At 39.1% G+C, this 17,149-nt stretch carries 15 protein-coding genes and 1 pseudogene; 1 reads left to right on the top strand and 15 read right to left on the bottom strand.

The window, feature by feature from the left end; translation table 11 throughout:
- Positions 1-60: 60 nt before the first annotated feature.
- From pynA to eno, 8 genes and pseudogenes are all read right to left on the bottom strand, one after another.
- Complete coding sequence (gene pynA, locus MK405_RS02445; protein WP_268704229.1) at positions 61-753, bottom strand: pyrimidine 5'-nucleotidase PynA; 693 nt, start codon at positions 751-753, stop codon at positions 61-63.
- Between the two features lie 32 nt (positions 754-785).
- Positions 786-1,403 (bottom strand): annotated as a pseudogene (locus MK405_RS02440) (hypothetical protein).
- 86 nt (positions 1,404-1,489) lie between these two features.
- Positions 1,490-1,993: a hypothetical protein gene (locus tag MK405_RS02435; protein ID WP_268704227.1), complete on the bottom strand. Its 504-nt coding sequence runs from the start codon at positions 1,991-1,993 to the stop codon at positions 1,490-1,492.
- A 285-nt stretch (positions 1,994-2,278) separates the two neighbouring features.
- A complete protein-coding gene (locus MK405_RS02430; protein WP_268704226.1) occupies positions 2,279-2,821 on the bottom strand; it encodes a ClbS/DfsB family four-helix bundle protein in 543 nt (180 codons plus the stop codon).
- A 131-nt stretch (positions 2,822-2,952) separates the two neighbouring features.
- Positions 2,953-3,867: a cysteine peptidase family C39 domain-containing protein gene (locus MK405_RS02425; RefSeq protein WP_125399375.1), complete on the bottom strand. Its 915-nt coding sequence runs from the start codon at positions 3,865-3,867 to the stop codon at positions 2,953-2,955.
- Between the two features lie 237 nt (positions 3,868-4,104).
- Positions 4,105-4,941, bottom strand: a complete 837-nt coding sequence (locus MK405_RS02420) for an AraC family transcriptional regulator (protein WP_268704225.1) — start codon at positions 4,939-4,941, stop codon at positions 4,105-4,107.
- Positions 4,942-5,140: 199 nt separating this feature from the next.
- Complete coding sequence (locus MK405_RS02415) at positions 5,141-5,635, bottom strand: YkgJ family cysteine cluster protein (protein WP_268704224.1); 495 nt, start codon at positions 5,633-5,635, stop codon at positions 5,141-5,143.
- A 174-nt stretch (positions 5,636-5,809) separates the two neighbouring features.
- Complete coding sequence (gene eno / locus MK405_RS02410; protein WP_000022823.1) at positions 5,810-7,114, bottom strand: surface-displayed alpha-enolase; 1,305 nt, start codon at positions 7,112-7,114, stop codon at positions 5,810-5,812.
- A gap of 162 nt (positions 7,115-7,276) precedes the next feature.
- On the opposite strand from eno, the gene MK405_RS02405 reads away from it, so the two are divergent.
- Positions 7,277-7,723 (top strand): DUF1694 domain-containing protein, encoded by a 447-nt coding sequence (locus tag MK405_RS02405; RefSeq protein ID WP_268704223.1) that lies wholly within the window; start codon positions 7,277-7,279, stop codon positions 7,721-7,723.
- Here the strand turns inward: MK405_RS02405 and MK405_RS02400 are convergent.
- The 7 genes from MK405_RS02400 to MK405_RS02370 form a co-directional block, all read right to left on the bottom strand.
- Entirely contained in the window at positions 7,720-8,835 is a 1,116-nt protein-coding gene (locus MK405_RS02400) for a glycerate kinase (protein WP_268704222.1), read from the bottom strand. The two genes, MK405_RS02405 and MK405_RS02400, sit on opposite strands and share 4 nt — an antisense overlap.
- Before the next feature lie 9 nt (positions 8,836-8,844).
- Complete coding sequence (gene serB, locus MK405_RS02395) at positions 8,845-9,489, bottom strand: phosphoserine phosphatase SerB (RefSeq protein WP_096422188.1); 645 nt, start codon at positions 9,487-9,489, stop codon at positions 8,845-8,847.
- A gap of 61 nt (positions 9,490-9,550) precedes the next feature.
- The gene (glgA, locus tag MK405_RS02390; RefSeq protein ID WP_084938643.1) at positions 9,551-10,984 is read right to left on the bottom strand and encodes a glycogen synthase GlgA; all 1,434 of its coding nucleotides are present in this window, start codon (positions 10,982-10,984) and stop codon (positions 9,551-9,553) included.
- The gene (glgD, locus tag MK405_RS02385; protein WP_000687044.1) at positions 10,981-12,120 is read right to left on the bottom strand and encodes a glucose-1-phosphate adenylyltransferase subunit GlgD; all 1,140 of its coding nucleotides are present in this window, start codon (positions 12,118-12,120) and stop codon (positions 10,981-10,983) included. Before glgD ends, glgA begins: the two co-directional genes overlap by 4 nt.
- Entirely contained in the window at positions 12,110-13,252 is a 1,143-nt protein-coding gene (locus tag MK405_RS02380) for a glucose-1-phosphate adenylyltransferase (protein WP_000787257.1), read from the bottom strand. Before MK405_RS02380 ends, glgD begins: the two co-directional genes overlap by 11 nt.
- A 157-nt stretch (positions 13,253-13,409) precedes the next feature.
- Entirely contained in the window at positions 13,410-15,305 is a 1,896-nt protein-coding gene (gene glgB / locus MK405_RS02375; RefSeq protein WP_268704221.1) for a 1,4-alpha-glucan branching protein GlgB, read from the bottom strand.
- A gap of 272 nt (positions 15,306-15,577) precedes the next feature.
- Positions 15,578-17,002 (bottom strand): NADP-dependent glyceraldehyde-3-phosphate dehydrogenase, encoded by a 1,425-nt coding sequence (locus MK405_RS02370; protein ID WP_268704220.1) that lies wholly within the window; start codon positions 17,000-17,002, stop codon positions 15,578-15,580.
- Positions 17,003-17,149 lie beyond the last annotated feature (147 nt).

Raw genomic sequence — 17,149 nt, 5'->3', positions numbered from 1 at the left:
GCCAACTCCTTCGTTTTTACTGCCTCTATTATAGCAAAAAGTGGCTATCTAAACCACTTTTTACAGTTTATCCAAACAATCCAGCAAGTCTTGGTAAGAATGAACTTCATAGGTCGGCTGGGCTTGTGTATGATTTTCGAGGTGATGAGGATTATACCAGATAGTGTCAATCCCTGCATTATTGCCACCTTGAATGTCGGCAGTTAGAGAATCTCCAATCATCAGCGTATTTTCTTTATCAAATCCAGTAATCTCTTGAGCGATTTTTTCATAAAACAGTCTATCAGGTTTTTGTGTTTGCAACTGCTCGGAGATAAAAACTTGGTTGAAATAGGGAGACAGACCAGATTGAGCCAAACGCCCTGTCTGAATGGCAGTAATGCCATTTGTCGCAGCATACAAATCATAATCACGTTCGATGAGGCTGTCCAAGAGTTCATGAGCACCCGAAAGTGTTTGTCCCTGTTGGGCTAAGTAAAATTGGTAACGCTGAGCAAGTAACCTACCGTCTTTTTCCTGTCCAAAATGGGCAAATAGACGAGAAAAGCGCGTGTTAACCAGTTCATGTTTACTGATTTTCTTTTGTTCCAAGTCCTTCCAGAGAGCCTTGTTCATCGGAACATAATAGTCTTTATAGGCTTGAATATCCGCAACCCCTTCTTCTTTTAAAAGTTGCGTCAAAGCCACATCCTCAGCAGCATCAAAATCAAGCAAGGTGTGGTCGAGGTCAAAGAGTAGAAATTTGTAGGGCAATTTGAGAGTTTTCCTTTCTAAGTGAAAATAAGTTACTTGTATTTATTAGGGAAATATTCTTTTCCTAACTGCCATAAGTACTGATCAATCTCTTTAAGATTAAATTCTTCTAATCCGTAGTATTCTCTAAAAGCAATAATTATATTTTTAAATTTTTGATAATCTTTTAGGTCTGAATTCTTAAATTGAGAAAATTTATCTGTTTTTCTAAAGTATTTCAATACCTTTTCTACATAGCTATCATAAATAGGGTGTTCTTTAGGATTATGATGGGAACAGTATTTGGTAGAAAAAGAATAGAACTTTCTAGTTACTCCATTGATCGTAATATTTTGAATTTCATTGACTAAAGTTACATCACCTTGTCTCAACCTCTCATCAATTTTAAGACTCATTATATGCTCTGCAACTGTATAAACTGAAAAAATTCTTGTGCTATAAAAATCATTCAACGTTGCAACCTTTAATAAGATGTCAGAGATTTCTTCGTTACTTGGTAACAGCTCAAAAAATAATTTATCTAAAGCATCTTCTTGCAACTTATAATTTTTAAGATTTTTCTATGTTTTCAAGTATTTTCCTACTTCGCTGGCTGACGGTTTAGAAATAACAATATCTGATTTCTGTCTTCTATTATAGTTAATTTGCATACTTATCTCACTTAAAGTAGTTATTAAAAAAATGATAGATTTATTATAGCATATTGCAAGACGAATGGGTAACCTCCTCATTCCCCCTACCCCAACTCCTTGACTATTCTGCTTTTTTCAAGTTTTCCCTTGGTAATTCGTTTCCATAAAACAAGAGGGTTCAAACTATAAGATAGGCGTAGGAGGAAATAATTAACCCATTCGATAAGGGCAAAAAGCTGTATCAATGTGGCTAAGATAGTCACTTGAACACTCTGTGTGTTCCAGACTATAAAAGGAAAGCCTGAAATAAGTAAAACAAGGTCTAGTATTCTGAAACAACCATATAGTTTGGGAACAGTTCCACTTCCGAACTGAGGTTTCGACAGCCTTCTAATCAAAATTACCCAATAGATTGAACCTTGAAGCAAAATAAATGTCAGTAAAGACAAAGGATAAAGAATAGAGATCAAACCATTCCAATCACCAAGCCTATTTTTCAAAAGGAAAAAACACAACCAAAAGGATAGAACGGCTGCAAGCTCTCCAAAACAGAGGGACACCAACTCTTTTCTAACTTTTTCTTTTTGTATGTTCATCATCTTACCCATCTAACTATCACCCTATATCGGAAAAAAGCCTTTCGATCCAATTTCTAGTCAACATTTTTCAGAATCAAGGCATTCTATGTGTCGAACAGCCCAACTTCATAAATATCAATGTAATTCTAAACTTAGAATTTGCATTGATATAAATTCTTTAGTACAATTCTAAGTTTATAACAGCCTTAAATTTTAATTTTAGAAGGATTCTAAAGCTAGAATGGCTCTAAAATCACGAGAACAAAGCTACTCGAAGCTTAGAAGACCTTTTTCTAAACTTCATACTCACTTTAACTAGTAGGACTTACAATTTTTCTGATGAGCTTTGAGTTTTTTGATAGCCCAGTCATAGTGACTGGAGGTGCTACTGACAAAATAGGAACCTAGACTTGTCCCACCCGTCCATTTATAGATACCTTTGGTAAAGAGTTGGTCATTACTGAAGCCTTCCATCAACTCTAAAACCTCTCTATGCGATTGCTCTAGTAACCTATTCGCTTCTTCTAAAGATGTTTTCTGGTGCTTCTTCCAAATAGCGACATTCATTTCCCCATAAGTTTTCCAATTATAAGGTTCAGGGAGAAAAGGTCTTTCATGTCCCTTTTGATTAGAATGTACCCAAGTCAAAAGTAACTGATGCCATTCATAGAGATGGATCAGAACATCTCTTAGATTTTTATCTCTTTTCCAGTGAGCTTCTTTTTTCTTTTGGTCTTTTGAAAAATCAAAAGGAGTCTGTAGTTCCTCTTCACTTAATTTAGAGATAAAGTGATTGAGCTTTTCATAGTTTTCCTTAGAGGCTAGCACTAATTCCTCTTTCGTTCTTGGTCTAGGCATAGGAGTTCTCCCTTCATTTTTAAGTAGAATAAGCTATTTTCTTACTTCATTATACCATAACCATAATCAAAAAGCAGTTCTTCATTTTACGAAAAACTGCTTTTACTAACTATTTTTTATGCTTATAGTCACTAGTTTACATATAAATCTCTAAAGCGACCATCCACTTCTGCTATCTGATAGAGCAAGTGGGATAGTTCTTGATAATCTTCTTTTAAACATGAAAGATGGGCTCGGCCAAATAGAGTAGCCAATTCCTCTTTGAATCTTGCCCCTTCTGGATCATGGTCTTTTAAGAACCTACTGAGATAGAGATTTCGAACAGCTGCAAGTTTAAAGCTGAAATACTGATGCAATTGTTTTTGCTTGGTATTTAAGCCGTTTTCAGCAAATGATTTTGCATAGCATTCCAAAACACCATTTTGACCATTCAAATATCGGTTTTTCATAATCCTTGCTGTTTCCTGATAGATTTCAGTCTGACTAGGACTCTTGACCTTCTTAAAATTTCCCCACATGGAGTAAGCTCCACGCTTATAGTCAATAGCCTCCGCCTTCCAAGCTTCTAATATGTCATTAAAAGCAACCTTCATACAGGCAAAACCAGCTGGATCATGCAAATAGAGATACTGATCATCAATATCATACACGGTTACGAAGTGATCCACACCATAAAGGATTGTGTGGTTGGGATTGTAGGACAGATGGCCCATATCAAGAGGTCCCAGTACAACAGGACCATTGGACAGAAAGGTTACTAACTTTCCTTTAACCTCTTCCAAATCTACTTCCGATCCATCTTTTAGATAGAAGTCTTCATAGTCAAATCCAAGTATTTTTAAGGAATGAGAGATGGAAAGATCTGGCATTCCATTATCAAAGAATACTAGAGGGTGCTGGTCATCTTCCTTTACGATACTAGCGCCATTTCCCATCGCCATGATTGCCTCTAAAAAATCTGCTTTAAAGTCATAACCATAGGCATCCAGTGCCATTGCCAATGAATAACTATAGCAAAGTGACACATCTCCAAAATACATCTGCATATCCATGCCTCCTTATCTTCTATGGGACTATTATACCGAGAAAACTATTCGCATACCCCATAAAATCCAAACAAAAATTATGGTATGTTTGATTTATAGAAATGAATTTCTTTATACTTAAATTTAAATTAAATTGTAATTCTTTTTTTCATAAGTTATTTTCAAACAAAGCAAAACTCTGTAAAATATACCTTCTACAGAGTCAGCTTTCCATCTTTATAAAAAATAGAAAATTATCTAGTCCTTGCTTACTGGTATCCAGAGTTCCATTTGATAGTCTGGTGACGACATGTCTCCTTCAGTATAGACTTCAAAGTCTGGCGCTCCTGAGTGGCGATAGCCTGTTTCTGGGAAAAAAACCTCCAAAACATACTTCCAAGCATTGTGGATGCTAGCTGGTATAGGGCCTTTGACAGGAACGATAGCATATTCAGCTTCTGGAATTTCTTTGATGGACAGATCTAGTTCTTCCGCTTTAGTTTTATCCGTCACATCATAAGCCGCCATGTAGTTAATGATTTCACCCTCTTTAACATCCGAGCAGACGCCAAAGGATTGGCCACTACCCAAACCTTCTAGCATTTCAAAACTGTGATGGGCATAGAGTTGATCCCAAGCAGACGGGCATTTGCTATTGTCAATAGCTTCCAATAGGACGCCTGCCACGGTAAAAGCAGGTTTCTTTTGAATTTTGATATCCATGTTCTTTCCTCCTGTGATTTTTAAGGATAATTGAAGTCTAGGAAAGATCCGATAAGGTTTTCCATTTCGAACTTCTGAGGGAGTTGCACCATGGAATTTCTTGAAGGCTGCGCTGAAGGAATCCGCAGACTCATAGCCGTATTTCAGTGCTATGTCAATGACTTTCTCAGAGCCTTCCCGCAAGTCTGTCACAGCTTCTGATAGCCTGCGATTGCGCAAGTATTCTGCTAATGTCATATCTGCTAGGATAGAAAATAGCCTGCTAAAGAGAGGATAAGAATAGCCCGATAGCTGCTGAAATCTTTTCATATCCACTTCTCCAGTCAGTTGCTGCTCCAAATAATCCATAGTTTGATTGAATTGATGCATCATATTCTTTTTCACCTCATAAAAGATACTAAGGCCGTTAAAAGCAAAGTGAAAATAGGAAAATTAACGCTGGTTCTTCTGATTCTAGGTAACTTTTTCTTTTTCGCATAGCTTTTAGGCCGTGTTCAATTCTATCTATATTCTAACAAATACAGGATACTTCCACCCTAGAATCTTTGTACAAGATTTAAAGGTGCAAATTCTATAATTTATCTTTTAATTTCTCAACAAAGAGATAGGCTGCTGGGCAGGTCAAGGTATTTTTGATTGTCAGATGATTAATCTGATGAATCTTCTTGCGATCTGTATGGGGGAATTCACGACAGGCCTTGGGACGAACGTCGTAGATTGAGCAGAGATTATCTCCTCCTAGAAAGGGGCAAGGCATGGATTTGAAAACCTTATCCCCATCTTCGTCTACCTGCAGAAACTCTGCTTCAAAGGCTGGTAATTTCATCTTAAAATGCTTGGCAATACGAGTAATATCTGCTTCCTTGAAGTCAGGTCCCAAGGTCTTACAACAGTTAGCACAGGCAGTGCAATCGATCTCAGCAAAAACTTCTTCGTGAATCTGCTGGGCAATCTTATCTAAGTTTTTAGGAGTTTTTTTCTTTAGATTGGCTAACACTTTGCGGTGCTCCTTCTGCTTTTGCAAGGCTAGTTGGTGGTAATACTCAATATCAATCTCTTTAGACATAATTTCTTCCTAATACAAGTGTTTTTGTCTATTATACCATAAACTATTTTCTATTTTTTGCCTTTATATACAAAAAGCCCTTCGGATAAAATCCGAGGGGCTTAAAACGTTGTTAGATCAACGACCGAACTTTTGAATTTCAAGGTTCGGGATAAAATAGTTCACTGAACTATTTTATTTTTTCAAGTTGTAGAATGATTTCAATCCACGGTATTCAGCTACTTCACCAAGTTGATCTTCGATACGAAGCAATTGGTTGTACTTAGCGATACGGTCTGTACGTGAAAGTGAACCAGTCTTGATTTGTCCTGCGTTAGTTGCAACTGCGATGTCAGCGATTGTTGAATCTTCAGTTTCACCTGAACGGTGTGATACAACGGCAGTGTAACCAGCTTCTTTCGCCATTTCAATAGCGTCAAATGTTTCAGTAAGAGTACCGATTTGGTTAACTTTGATAAGGATTGAGTTAGCAGCACCTTCTGCAATACCTTTTTCAAGGTAAGAAGTGTTTGTTACGAAGAAGTCGTCACCAACCAATTGTACTTTACCACCAAGACGTTCAGTAAGAGCTTTCCAACCGTCCCAGTCGTTTTCATCCATACCATCTTCGATAGTGATGATTGGGTATTTGTTTACCAATTCTTCAAGGTAGTCGATTTGTTCTGCAGCAGTACGTACAGCAGCGCCTTCACCTTCAAATTTAGTGTAGTCGTAAACTTTACGTTCTTCATCATAGAATTCTGATGATGCACAGTCAAATCCGATAAAGACATCTTTACCTGGAACATAACCAGCAGCTTCGATAGCAGCAAGGATAGTTTCAACACCGTCTTCAGTTCCTTCGAAACGAGGAGCGAATCCACCTTCGTCACCTACGGCAGTTTCCAAACCACGTGATTTAAGGATTTTCTTAAGAGCGTGGAAGATTTCAGCACCCCAACGAAGAGCTTCTTTGAATGTAGGTGCACCAGCAGGTACAATCATGAATTCTTGGAAAGCGATTGGAGCATCAGAGTGAGAACCACCGTTGATGATGTTCATCATTGGAGTTGGAAGAACTTTAGTGTTGAATCCACCAAGGTAGCTGTAAAGTGGGATTTCAAGGTAGTCAGCAGCAGCACGAGCTACAGCGATAGACACACCAAGAATTGCGTTTGCACCCAATTTACCTTTGTTAGGAGTACCGTCAAGTGCGATCATAGCACGGTCGATAGCTTGTTGGTCACGTACATCGTAGCCGATGATAGCTTCAGCGATGATGTTGTTTACGTTGTCAACAGCTTTTTGTGTACCAAGACCACCGTAACGAGATTTGTCACCGTCGCGAAGTTCAACTGCTTCGTGTTCACCGGTAGAAGCTCCTGATGGAACCATACCACGTCCGAAAGCACCTGATTCAGTATAAACTTCTACTTCAAGTGTTGGGTTACCGCGTGAGTCTAGGACTTCGCGAGCGTAAACATCAGTAATAATTGACATTTTTTACTCTCCTTTGAGTTAAATTTTTTACACCTCTATGATACCTTAAAAATAAGCGTTTTTCAAGAAAAAACGTTATCTTTGTGCAAATTTTCCTTAACTTTATAAAGTAATCGCTTTCTTTTGTCTGTTTTCATGAGATTTTTGTGATATACTATTTTCATGACAGATTTATCAAAACAACTACTAGAAAAAGCTCATGGTGGGCCAAAATTAAACCCGGATGAGCAACGTCGTTTTCTCGGCACTTTCGAGGAAAGAGTTCTAGGCTATGCGGATGTTGAGACAGCCAATAGCCTTCAGCTACAAAAGGGATTTTTCTCTATTTTAGAAAGGTTTCAAGAAAAGGTAGAGGAACTTTTTGTGAAAATCTCACCAAATATCGAGTTTGACAAACAGGTCTTTTACTTAAAACAAGCAAAGGAAAGCAACTGCCAGGCGACTATTGTTTCAGATGATCATATCACCTCTCCTTTCGGCCTTGTCATTCACACGAACGAACCTGTTCAAGTAGATGAAAAAGACCTTAGACTTGCATTCTCGAATCTCTGGGAGGAGAAAAAGACAGAAACTCCTAAAAAATCAATCTGGAAAAAATGGTTAGGTTAATCCTTCCTCATATTTAATAAATGACCGATATTAGTAGCTGTGTGCTCCAAATAGAGACTTGCATTTTTCAAACTATTCTCTAAAGGTTCACATTTCTCTAAAATGGAAAAGGCAGCTTCTATATTTTCAAATGGTAGGGGAGGCAAATCGTCAGCAAGACTACCACAAATAGCAATAACTGGAACTCTGTTAGGGGTTCTTTTTGCTACGCCGATAGGAGCTTTTCCAGCAAAGCTTTGACTGTCCAGTCTGCCTTCTCCAACGATAACCAAGTCGGCACCTGCAACTTTCTTGTCAAAGTCTATCAAATCCAAGCAAGTATCAATCCCAGATACGATACAGGCCTTAGCAAAGGCACAGAGTCCAGCAGCAATACCCCCACCTGCCCCTGCTCCTTTAAGAAATAGGGTAGAAGGCGATAATTTTTCATAGAACCGCTGCATAGCCAGATCTACTGTCTCAAATAAAGCAGGATCCAAGCCCTTTTGTTTTCCAAATGTATAGGTCGCTCCTTGATGACCACATAAAGGGCTCACGACATCTGCTAAAATGCGAATTTTCACATCTTCAGGAATCCTATACAACTCACTGTCTGAAACTGACTCGAACTCAAGCAAAGTCTGACCGCAAGCTGGTAATTCCTTTTCATTCTTATTATAAAAACAATAACCCAGACTAGCAGCAATGCCTATCCCACCGTCATTACTAGCCGTACCACCAACGCCAATATAGATTTCCTTCATTCCTTGATCAATGAGATGGCGAATCAGCTCTCCGATACCTCTGGTTTGGATGTGGAGGGGATTTCGTTTCTCCCGCGGAATCTTTCCTAAACCAACCAAGTCAGCAACTTCGAAGAGCGCTATTTGATCTTTTTGAAAGTAGCGCATTGATTCTTTTAGCCCAAAAGGCCCTGTCACCTCTTGCCATTTTTCTTCGAGTTCAAGAGAATGGCGAATAGCATCTACAGTTCCTTCCCCACCATCACCAACAGGACAGAGCAGACATTCTACATCCGCTATTGACTGTTCGAAGCCTTTTTTTATAGCTTGAGCGACCTCTTCTGCTGTCAAACTTTCTTTAAAAGAATCGGGTGCGATTACAATTTTCATAGTTCCCTCTCATTCTAAGAAATCAATCAAAGGAAGAACTTCCAAAAAATCCCTCGTATCTACATGACAAGCTGTCTCTGCTTTTACGACCTCTTTGGCACAAAAGGCTATACCGTGGCCTGCTGTCTTTAACATCAAGAGGTCATTGGCACCATCACCGATAGCAATCGTTCTTTCTTTGGGTAGTTCTAATTCCTTTCTCCATTTCTCAAGAGTAGCATTTTTTACTTGACCTGTCACAATTTCACCAACTAATTTTCCTGTTAAAAAACCGTCTTTGACTTCCAACTGGTTAGCAGAGAAATAGGAGATACCAAGGGATTCTGCCAATCTCTCAACTATTGGTGTAAAGCCACCAGACACTAGACCGACTAGAATGCCCTTCTTTTGAAGAATGGAGATAAATTCTTGAGCATTCTTGGACAGATGGATAGATTTGAAAACTCTATCAAAGACCGAGATTGGAAGATCTTTTAACAAAGCCACTCTTGCTCTTAAACTTGTTTTAAAATCCAGTTCACCTCGCATTGCCTGGCTTGTAATTTGCGAAATTTCGGCTTCGCAACCTGCTTCTCTTCCTAAAAGATCAATCACTTCCTCTGCTATCAGGGTGCCATCAACATCCATGACACAGAGCCCCATTACTTGAGTCATCACTTCTCCTCTTTTCTAAACAGCCCAAAAATCGTATGAAAGAATCATACGATTTTATCTATTAGTTGACTAGACTATGGTACAAGTCAAGATAAGATTTGCAGGCTGTATCCCATGAGAAATCGCATTCCATAGCTTGTTTTTGTAGATTTTTCCAAACGTCCGGCTGGTACTTATAAACATCCAAGGCTGTTTGGAAACTCCAGTTAAGCCAGTATGGTGTTAAATTGTCGAAGCTAAATCCAGTACCAGTTCCTTCGATCGGATTGAAGGATTGAACTGTATCTCTTAGTCCACCCACTTCATGAACCAATGGTAGTGTTCCATAACGCATAGCCATCATTTGTGACAAGCCACATGGTTCAAAACGACTTGGCATGAGGAAGAGGTCACAAGCTGCATAAATTTCTTGAGCGAGCTTGACGTCAAAAGTGATATTTGCTGATAGCTTGTCAGGATAGACTTGAGCAAACCAGGAGAAGGAATGTTCAAAAGCTGGGTCACCTGTTCCTAAAAGAACGATTTGAACGTCCTCTTGTAAGAAACGATGCAAGCTTTCTACAACAACATCAAAGCCTTTTTGACGGGTCAAACGAGAGACAATCCCAACTAGAGGAACATCTGCTCGCACAGGCAACCCAACTCTCTCTTGCAATTTTGCTTTGTTTTGCGCTTTTCCAGACAAATCTTCTTTATTAAAATGATAGTCTAAAAGTGGGTCTGTCTCAGGATTATAAAGATCTGCGTCAATACCATTAACTATACCTGAAACCTTACCTGACTCCATGCGAAGAATCTGGTCCAAACCGCAACCAAACTGACTGGTCATAATCTCATGTGCATAGCTAGGAGAAACTGTTGAGACACGATCCGCGTATAGGATACCAGCCTTCATCCAGTTAAGGCAATCATTCCAGCGAAGGGTTCCATCAGCATAGCGTTCAAATCCAACACCAAACAAATCCCACAACATTCCTTCAGAAAATTGACCTTGAAATTCCAAATTATGAATAGTTAAAACTGTTCTGATTCCTTGATATGCTTGAATCCAATGATACTTTTCTTTCAACAAGAAGGGAATCATGGCTGTGTGGTAATCATGAACATGGAGAAGGTCAGGAATAAAGCCGATGCGTTCCATGGCTTCAAGAGCAGCCAGTTGGAAAAAGGCAAAGCGTTCACCATCGTCAAAATCACCGTACACATGGCCACGGAAGAAATAATATTGATTATCAATGAAGTAGAAGGTAACCCCATTCAAGACCGTTTTCTTAATACCACAGTACTGTCTACGCCATCCTACACTAACTTCAAAGTGGAGAACATCCTCTATTTGGTCACCAAACTTAGCTTCTACCATATCATAGTAAGGCAAGAAAACTGCAACTTCGTGCCCTGCTTTTACAAGTGATTTGGGAAGGGCACCAATGACATCGCCCAAACCACCTGTTTTTGAAAAGGGTGCTCCTTCTGCCGCTACAAATAAAATTTTCATGAGTAAATGTCCTCTGTTACTGTTTCACCCTTCTTAACTACAACTGGATGTTCTGCTGTTCCTCGAATGACAACACCGTCCGCAACTTCAACTCCTTTGTCTAGGATGGCATATTCAACTTGGGCACCCTGACCAATCACAACACGAGGGAATAAAATGCTGTCTTTCACCACACTATCTTTGTGAACATAAATGTTACGAGATAGGACTGACTGAACTACTTCACCCTCAATGATACTACCAGAAGCAAACTGAGAAGTACTTACTTTTGAAGTGTTCGCATAGTAGGTTGGTTCTTCATTCTTAACTTTGGTATAAATCTTTTGGTTAGGTGAGAAGAGAGAGTAGAATTTTTGAGACTCCAACATATCAATATTGGCTTGATAATAGGATTGAACGGAGTGAATATTGGCTAGATAGCCCGTGTATTCGTAAGCAAAAGCACCTTCTTTTACAGCTAAATCGCGGAGAACATAGCGTAATTTTTCTGGATATTCTTTTTGAACTTCTTCTTCAAGTCGTTCAATCAACCACGGAGTATCAACGACGAATATATCTGTAGACATGTTGAAAAGTTCATCTGTTGATTTGGCATCAAAAAGTTTATGAGAAAGAACATGGTCTGTTTCATCCACTTCCAAGATGGCATTAACATCTGAAATATCCTTTTTAGGTAATTTCTTATAAACAACTGTAATCGGACGACCGGCAGTAGTATGTAAATGGAATACTTGATTGAGGTCAATATTCACCACGATATCACAGTTAAGTGCAACCGTCTGATTTGATCCTGAACGTTTCAAATAAGTGAGAAGCTGTTGGTAATATTCTTTCCCAACTGTGCTACTTTCAACACTCGTATTATAAATACCTAGATAGTAGTGGCTGAGAAGGGTAGATAAGCCCCACTCACGTCCTGAACGAATGTGGTCAAAGACTGAACTGATATTGTCTTGTTGGAAAATTCCAAAGACACTACGAACACCAGCATTTGCAAGGCTAGAAAGAGGGAAATCAATTAAACGATATTTTGCTCCAAATGGCAAGCTAGCCACCGGACGGTGTTCTGTTAACGTTGACATATCATGAAAACCAACTGTGTTTCCTAAAATGGCTGAATATTTATCAATCTTCATCTGATGCTACCCCCACTACTTCATTGTATCCTACTACTTGTACTTCGTCTGTTCCATCAATTTCGACACCTTCAGAAATAACAGCACCCTCACCAATAATGGCACGTTTAATTTTTGCACCTTTTCCGATAATGGCACCACTCATGATTACAGAGTCTACTACTTCAGCACCCTCACGTACTTGCGCTTCTGTTGAGAGAATAGAATGCTTAACAGTTCCATCCACGAGACAGCCATCCACAACTAAAGAATCTTCTACATGAGCGTGTTTTCCAATAAAGTTTGGTGGTGAAATCAAGTTCCGTGAGTAGATTTTCCACTGACGATCACGACTATCCAAAGCGTTGTTTGGATCAATGTATTCCATATTGGCTTCCCATAGAGACTCGATAGTACCAACGTCTTTCCAGTAGCCTTTGAATTCATAAGCATAGACGCTTTCTCCAGACTCAAGGTAATTTGGAATAACGTTTTTACCAAAGTCTGACATATCTACCTTGTTCTTTTCAGCAGCAACAAGCATATTGCGGAGACGTTTCCAATCAAAAATATAAATCCCCATTGAAGCCTTTGTAGACTTAGGTTGAGCAGGTTTTTCTTCAAATTCAACGATACGGTTATTGGCATCTGTATTCATGATACCAAAACGGCTAGCTTCCTTTAGAGGTACGTCTAGAACAGCTACAGTCAGACTGGCATTGTTATCCTTATGTGATTGGAGCATATCATCGTAGTCCATCTTGTAGATATGGTCACCAGAAAGGATCAAAACATACTCAGGATTAATACTATCAATGTAGTCGATATTTTGGTAGATAGCGTGACTGGTCCCTTCAAACCAACGGTTTCCCTCACTCGCAGAGTAGGGTTGAAGGATAGAAACACCTGTGTTAATACCATCTAGTCCCCAGCTAGAACCATTCCCAATATGGTTGTTCAAAGCAAGAGGTTGGTACTGCGTAATAACACCAACATTATGAATCCCAGAGTTTGCACAGTTGGAAAGAGCAAAGTCAATGATACGGTAGCGCCCACCGAATTGCACCGCCGGTTTGGCAATGCTTTGAGTGAGTTTTCCGAGACGTGTTCCTTGCCCACCCGCAAGGATTAAAGCTAGCATTTCATTCTTCATTTTCTACTCCTTTATAAAGACATGTGAACATTAAAATCGAAAGAAGGTCGGAAGTCAAACTTTTATAAAAATAATAGGAAATCCATTTCTCTTGTGTTTCAAGTCCAATACAAGTACATCCGTTTTTAAAATCTAAAAAATTGTAATCAACAGCCTGCTATTCTTTTTTCTTGGCTGGTTTCAAACGACGTTTGATCTTCCAGATGCTTGCTCCCATAGCAGGCAAGGTAAAGGTCAAAGTATGCTCGTAATCTTTCCATAAGCCTTCTTGAGTCTGAACTGTTTGATTGTGCTCTTTCCACACACCTCCCCATTCTTCTAATTCTGTATTCCAAACTTCTTCGTAAATACCTGCAACAGGTAAACCAATCGTAAAGTCCTTACGTTCAACTGGTGCCATATTAAAGACACAGACTAACATTTCGTCCTTCTTGCCCTTACGAATAAAGGAAAGAACACTCTGATCCCTATTATCAGCATCGATAATCTCAATACCATCATAACTAGTATCAATTTCCCAAAGACAACGATGGTCTTTATAGAATTGATTCAGTTGAGAAGTGAAATGCTTCATCTTCGCATTCATTGGATCTTCTAGATTAGACCATTCCAACTGCTCCTCAGACTTCCACTCTAAGAATTGCCCGTACTCACTGCCCATAAAGAGCAATTTCTTACCTGGGTGGCAAATTTGATAGGTGTAAAGATTGCGCAAACCGGCAAATTGGTTATAGCGATCTCCCCACATCTTATGCATCATACTCTTCTTGCCATGAACCACTTCATCATGTGAGAAAGGTAGGAGATAGTTTTCATTGAAAACATACATAAAGCTGAAGGTCACAAGATTAAAATCATACTTGCGATAAATTGGATCTTCCTCGTAGAAACGGAGAATATCGTTCATCCAGCCCATATTCCATTTATAGTCAAAGCCAAGACCACCCATTTCTTTCATGCCAGTAATCTTTGTTGCTGATGAACTTTCTTCTGCAATCATCATGATATCTGGATGAGCTAACTTAATCACTGTGTTTAAACGTTGAAGGAAATAATAACCTTCATAGTTAAGGTTTCCACCGTCTTTGTTTGGAGTCCAAGGAGCATTATCATAATCTAGGTAAAGCATATTGCTCACTGCATCGACCCGAATACCATCTAAGTGGTAAAAATCAATCCAAAATTTAATACTTGAAATCAAGAAAGACTGGACCTCATTTTTCCCGAGGTCAAAATTCAGAGCCCCCCAACCATAGTTATGAGCCTTGTTGTGATCTTGGTATTCAAAAGTTGGTGTTCCGTCATAATACGCCAAGGCATCATCATTAATAGTGAAATGGCCTGGCACCCAGTCTACGATAACACCGATATTATTTATATGACACTCTTCAACGAAATCTTGGAATTCCTCAGGTCTGCCATAGGAATGTTCAAAAGCAAAGTAACCCATAAGCTGATAGCCCCAGCTCAAGCCAAGTGGGTGAGCCATTAAAGGCATGAACTCAATATGTGTATAGTTCATCTCAACTAAGTATGGAATCAACTCGTCTTTCAGTTGCGAAAAAGTATAGGGACTACCGTCTGGATTTCTCTTCCAAGATCCTGCATGGGCCTCGTATATATTAACTGGTCTCTCGAAAAATCCCAAACGTTTGCGACGTGCTAGCCAAAGACCATCTTTCCATTTCTTTTCACGGATATTGGTCAGAACTGCTCCTGTACCCGGTCTAGCTTCAAAATAAATTGCCAACGGATCAATCTTCATAATCTGGTGACCATTTGCACGCGTGATATGATATTTATAAATCTGACCTTCCTGAGGCTGACTTGTAAAGACTTCCCAAACACCTGCTTCATTACGAACCATGGGAATCTGATTCTCAACCCAATCGGTAAAATCACCAACTAGATGAACTGCTTGTGCATTTGGGGCCCAAACCCTAAAGGTATAGCCTATTTCTCCGTTTTTCTCCTCTCTATGCGCTCCTAAATAATGCTGGAGGTGAAAGTTCTCACCTGTAGTAAAGGTTCTTAATGCTTCTTGATTATTCATTCAATCCCCTTTCTTTTGTAAGCGTTTTCTATAATTCTATTATACACTCTTTTAAGATAACTTTCAAGTAATTTACGAAGGAAATCATATTTTTTTATGAAAGCCTTCAAAAAATTACCTAGCATTTTAAAAAAGATATCCAGAAAATAGAACACGAAACAATTTCCATATATTTTTTTATTATAATACCAGAATATTCGTTTTTTATCAATTTTCTACTGTATTTTTTTGAAAAAAATAAAACCAGGAAGTTATTTTCCTGATTTTATAAATTATCTCACATCAAAAACAACGGATTTAACATTTGTCATCGCTTCGATACTATATTTAATTCCTTGAACTCCTGCACCAGAACCTTTTACACCAAGGAATGGGAAATTATCTGGTCCACGTTGTGTTTTATTGTTAATATGAACGGTACCAACTTCAAGTTTTTCAGCGATTTCAAATGCCTTCTTAAAGTCATTTGTAAAGACTGAAGATTGAAGACCGAATTCTGATTCATTAGCAATTTCAAGTGCTTCATTGGCATCTGCAACTCGAATAATTGGGAGAACAGGTCCAAATGGTTCTTCCCAGGCTAATTTCATATCTCTTGTGACATAATCAAAAAGTCCTGGCCAAATGAGATTGTTCTCACGTTTGATTGGGCTGAGCGCTTTGGCTCCTTTTACCTGAGCATCTTCAATCAATCCCCAGATGAAATCAGCTGAAGCATTATCAATAACTGGCGTGATATCTGCATTGTCAAATGGATCACCGACCGTTAGCTTAGCAACTTCAGCTTGGAGCAATTCAGCCAATCTGTCTGCTACGCTTTCCACAACCAAAACACGTTTGATAGCGGTACAACGCTGACCAGAGTAGCTAAAGGCACCACCTACGATTTGCTTAGCTGCATTTTCTAAATCTGCATCTTCTAAAACAATTGCTGCATCTTTCCCACCAAGCTCCAGCATAATCGGGCGCATACCAGCCAAACGACCGATACGCTCACCAATCGGTGTTGAACCTGTAAAGTTAATGAAGTTCACTTCCTTGTGTTCGATGATGTAGTCTCCGATTTCAGAACCACGTCCAGTGATAGTGTTAAAGACACCTGCTGGGATTCCCGCTTCGTCAAATGCTTTAGCCAGCAAGAGACCAGAAATAGATCCTTGTGTTGGCGGTTTGAACATAACGACATTTCCTGCAATCAAAGCCGGAGCAATCTTAGATCCAGAAAGGTTGACTGGGTAGTTAAATGGCGCGATAGCTAAGACGACTCCAACTGGCTCACGACGGACAACAGCTAGTTTATTTTTACTTGCAGCTTCAAAACCGCCACCTTCCATTGCTTGTCCAGTGATACGGAGACCTTCCTCAGCAGCAAAACGAATCAATTCTGCTGTACGTACTACTTCTCCAATGGCTGCTTTAATCCCTTTTGCAACCTCTTTAGCAAGAATGGTACCAATTTTTTCTTTGTCACGTTCCAAAATGTCTGCTGTCTTATGCAAATAAGCTGCACGCTCAACGGGTGCTAAATCACGCCATGCTGGGAGAGCTGCACGCGCAGCTTTCATAGCCTCATCTACTTCAGCCTGACTCATAGCGGGTACTGTACCCAGTTTTTCCTGATTGATGGGAGAATAGATGGCAATTTCATTCTCTGATGATTTCCATTTTCCATTTACTAAATTCTGATAATTTGTCAAATTCTCTTCCTCCTGAAAATGATTAAAACTTATTTTATCAAATTTTCAGAAAATTACAACCCCTTTTTGGAAAATATTGATATTTTTTTCACAAACTTGATTCTTCAAATTATTTGAAATTTATTCCTATTAGATATTGATTTTTCA

This window comes from Streptococcus oralis (assembly GCF_026782345.1).
GTDB classification, from domain to species: Bacteria; Bacillota; Bacilli; order Lactobacillales; family Streptococcaceae; genus Streptococcus; species Streptococcus oralis_CK.
Note: the sequence above shows the minus strand (reverse complement) of the source record. Positions and strands in the feature narration are given on the sequence as shown.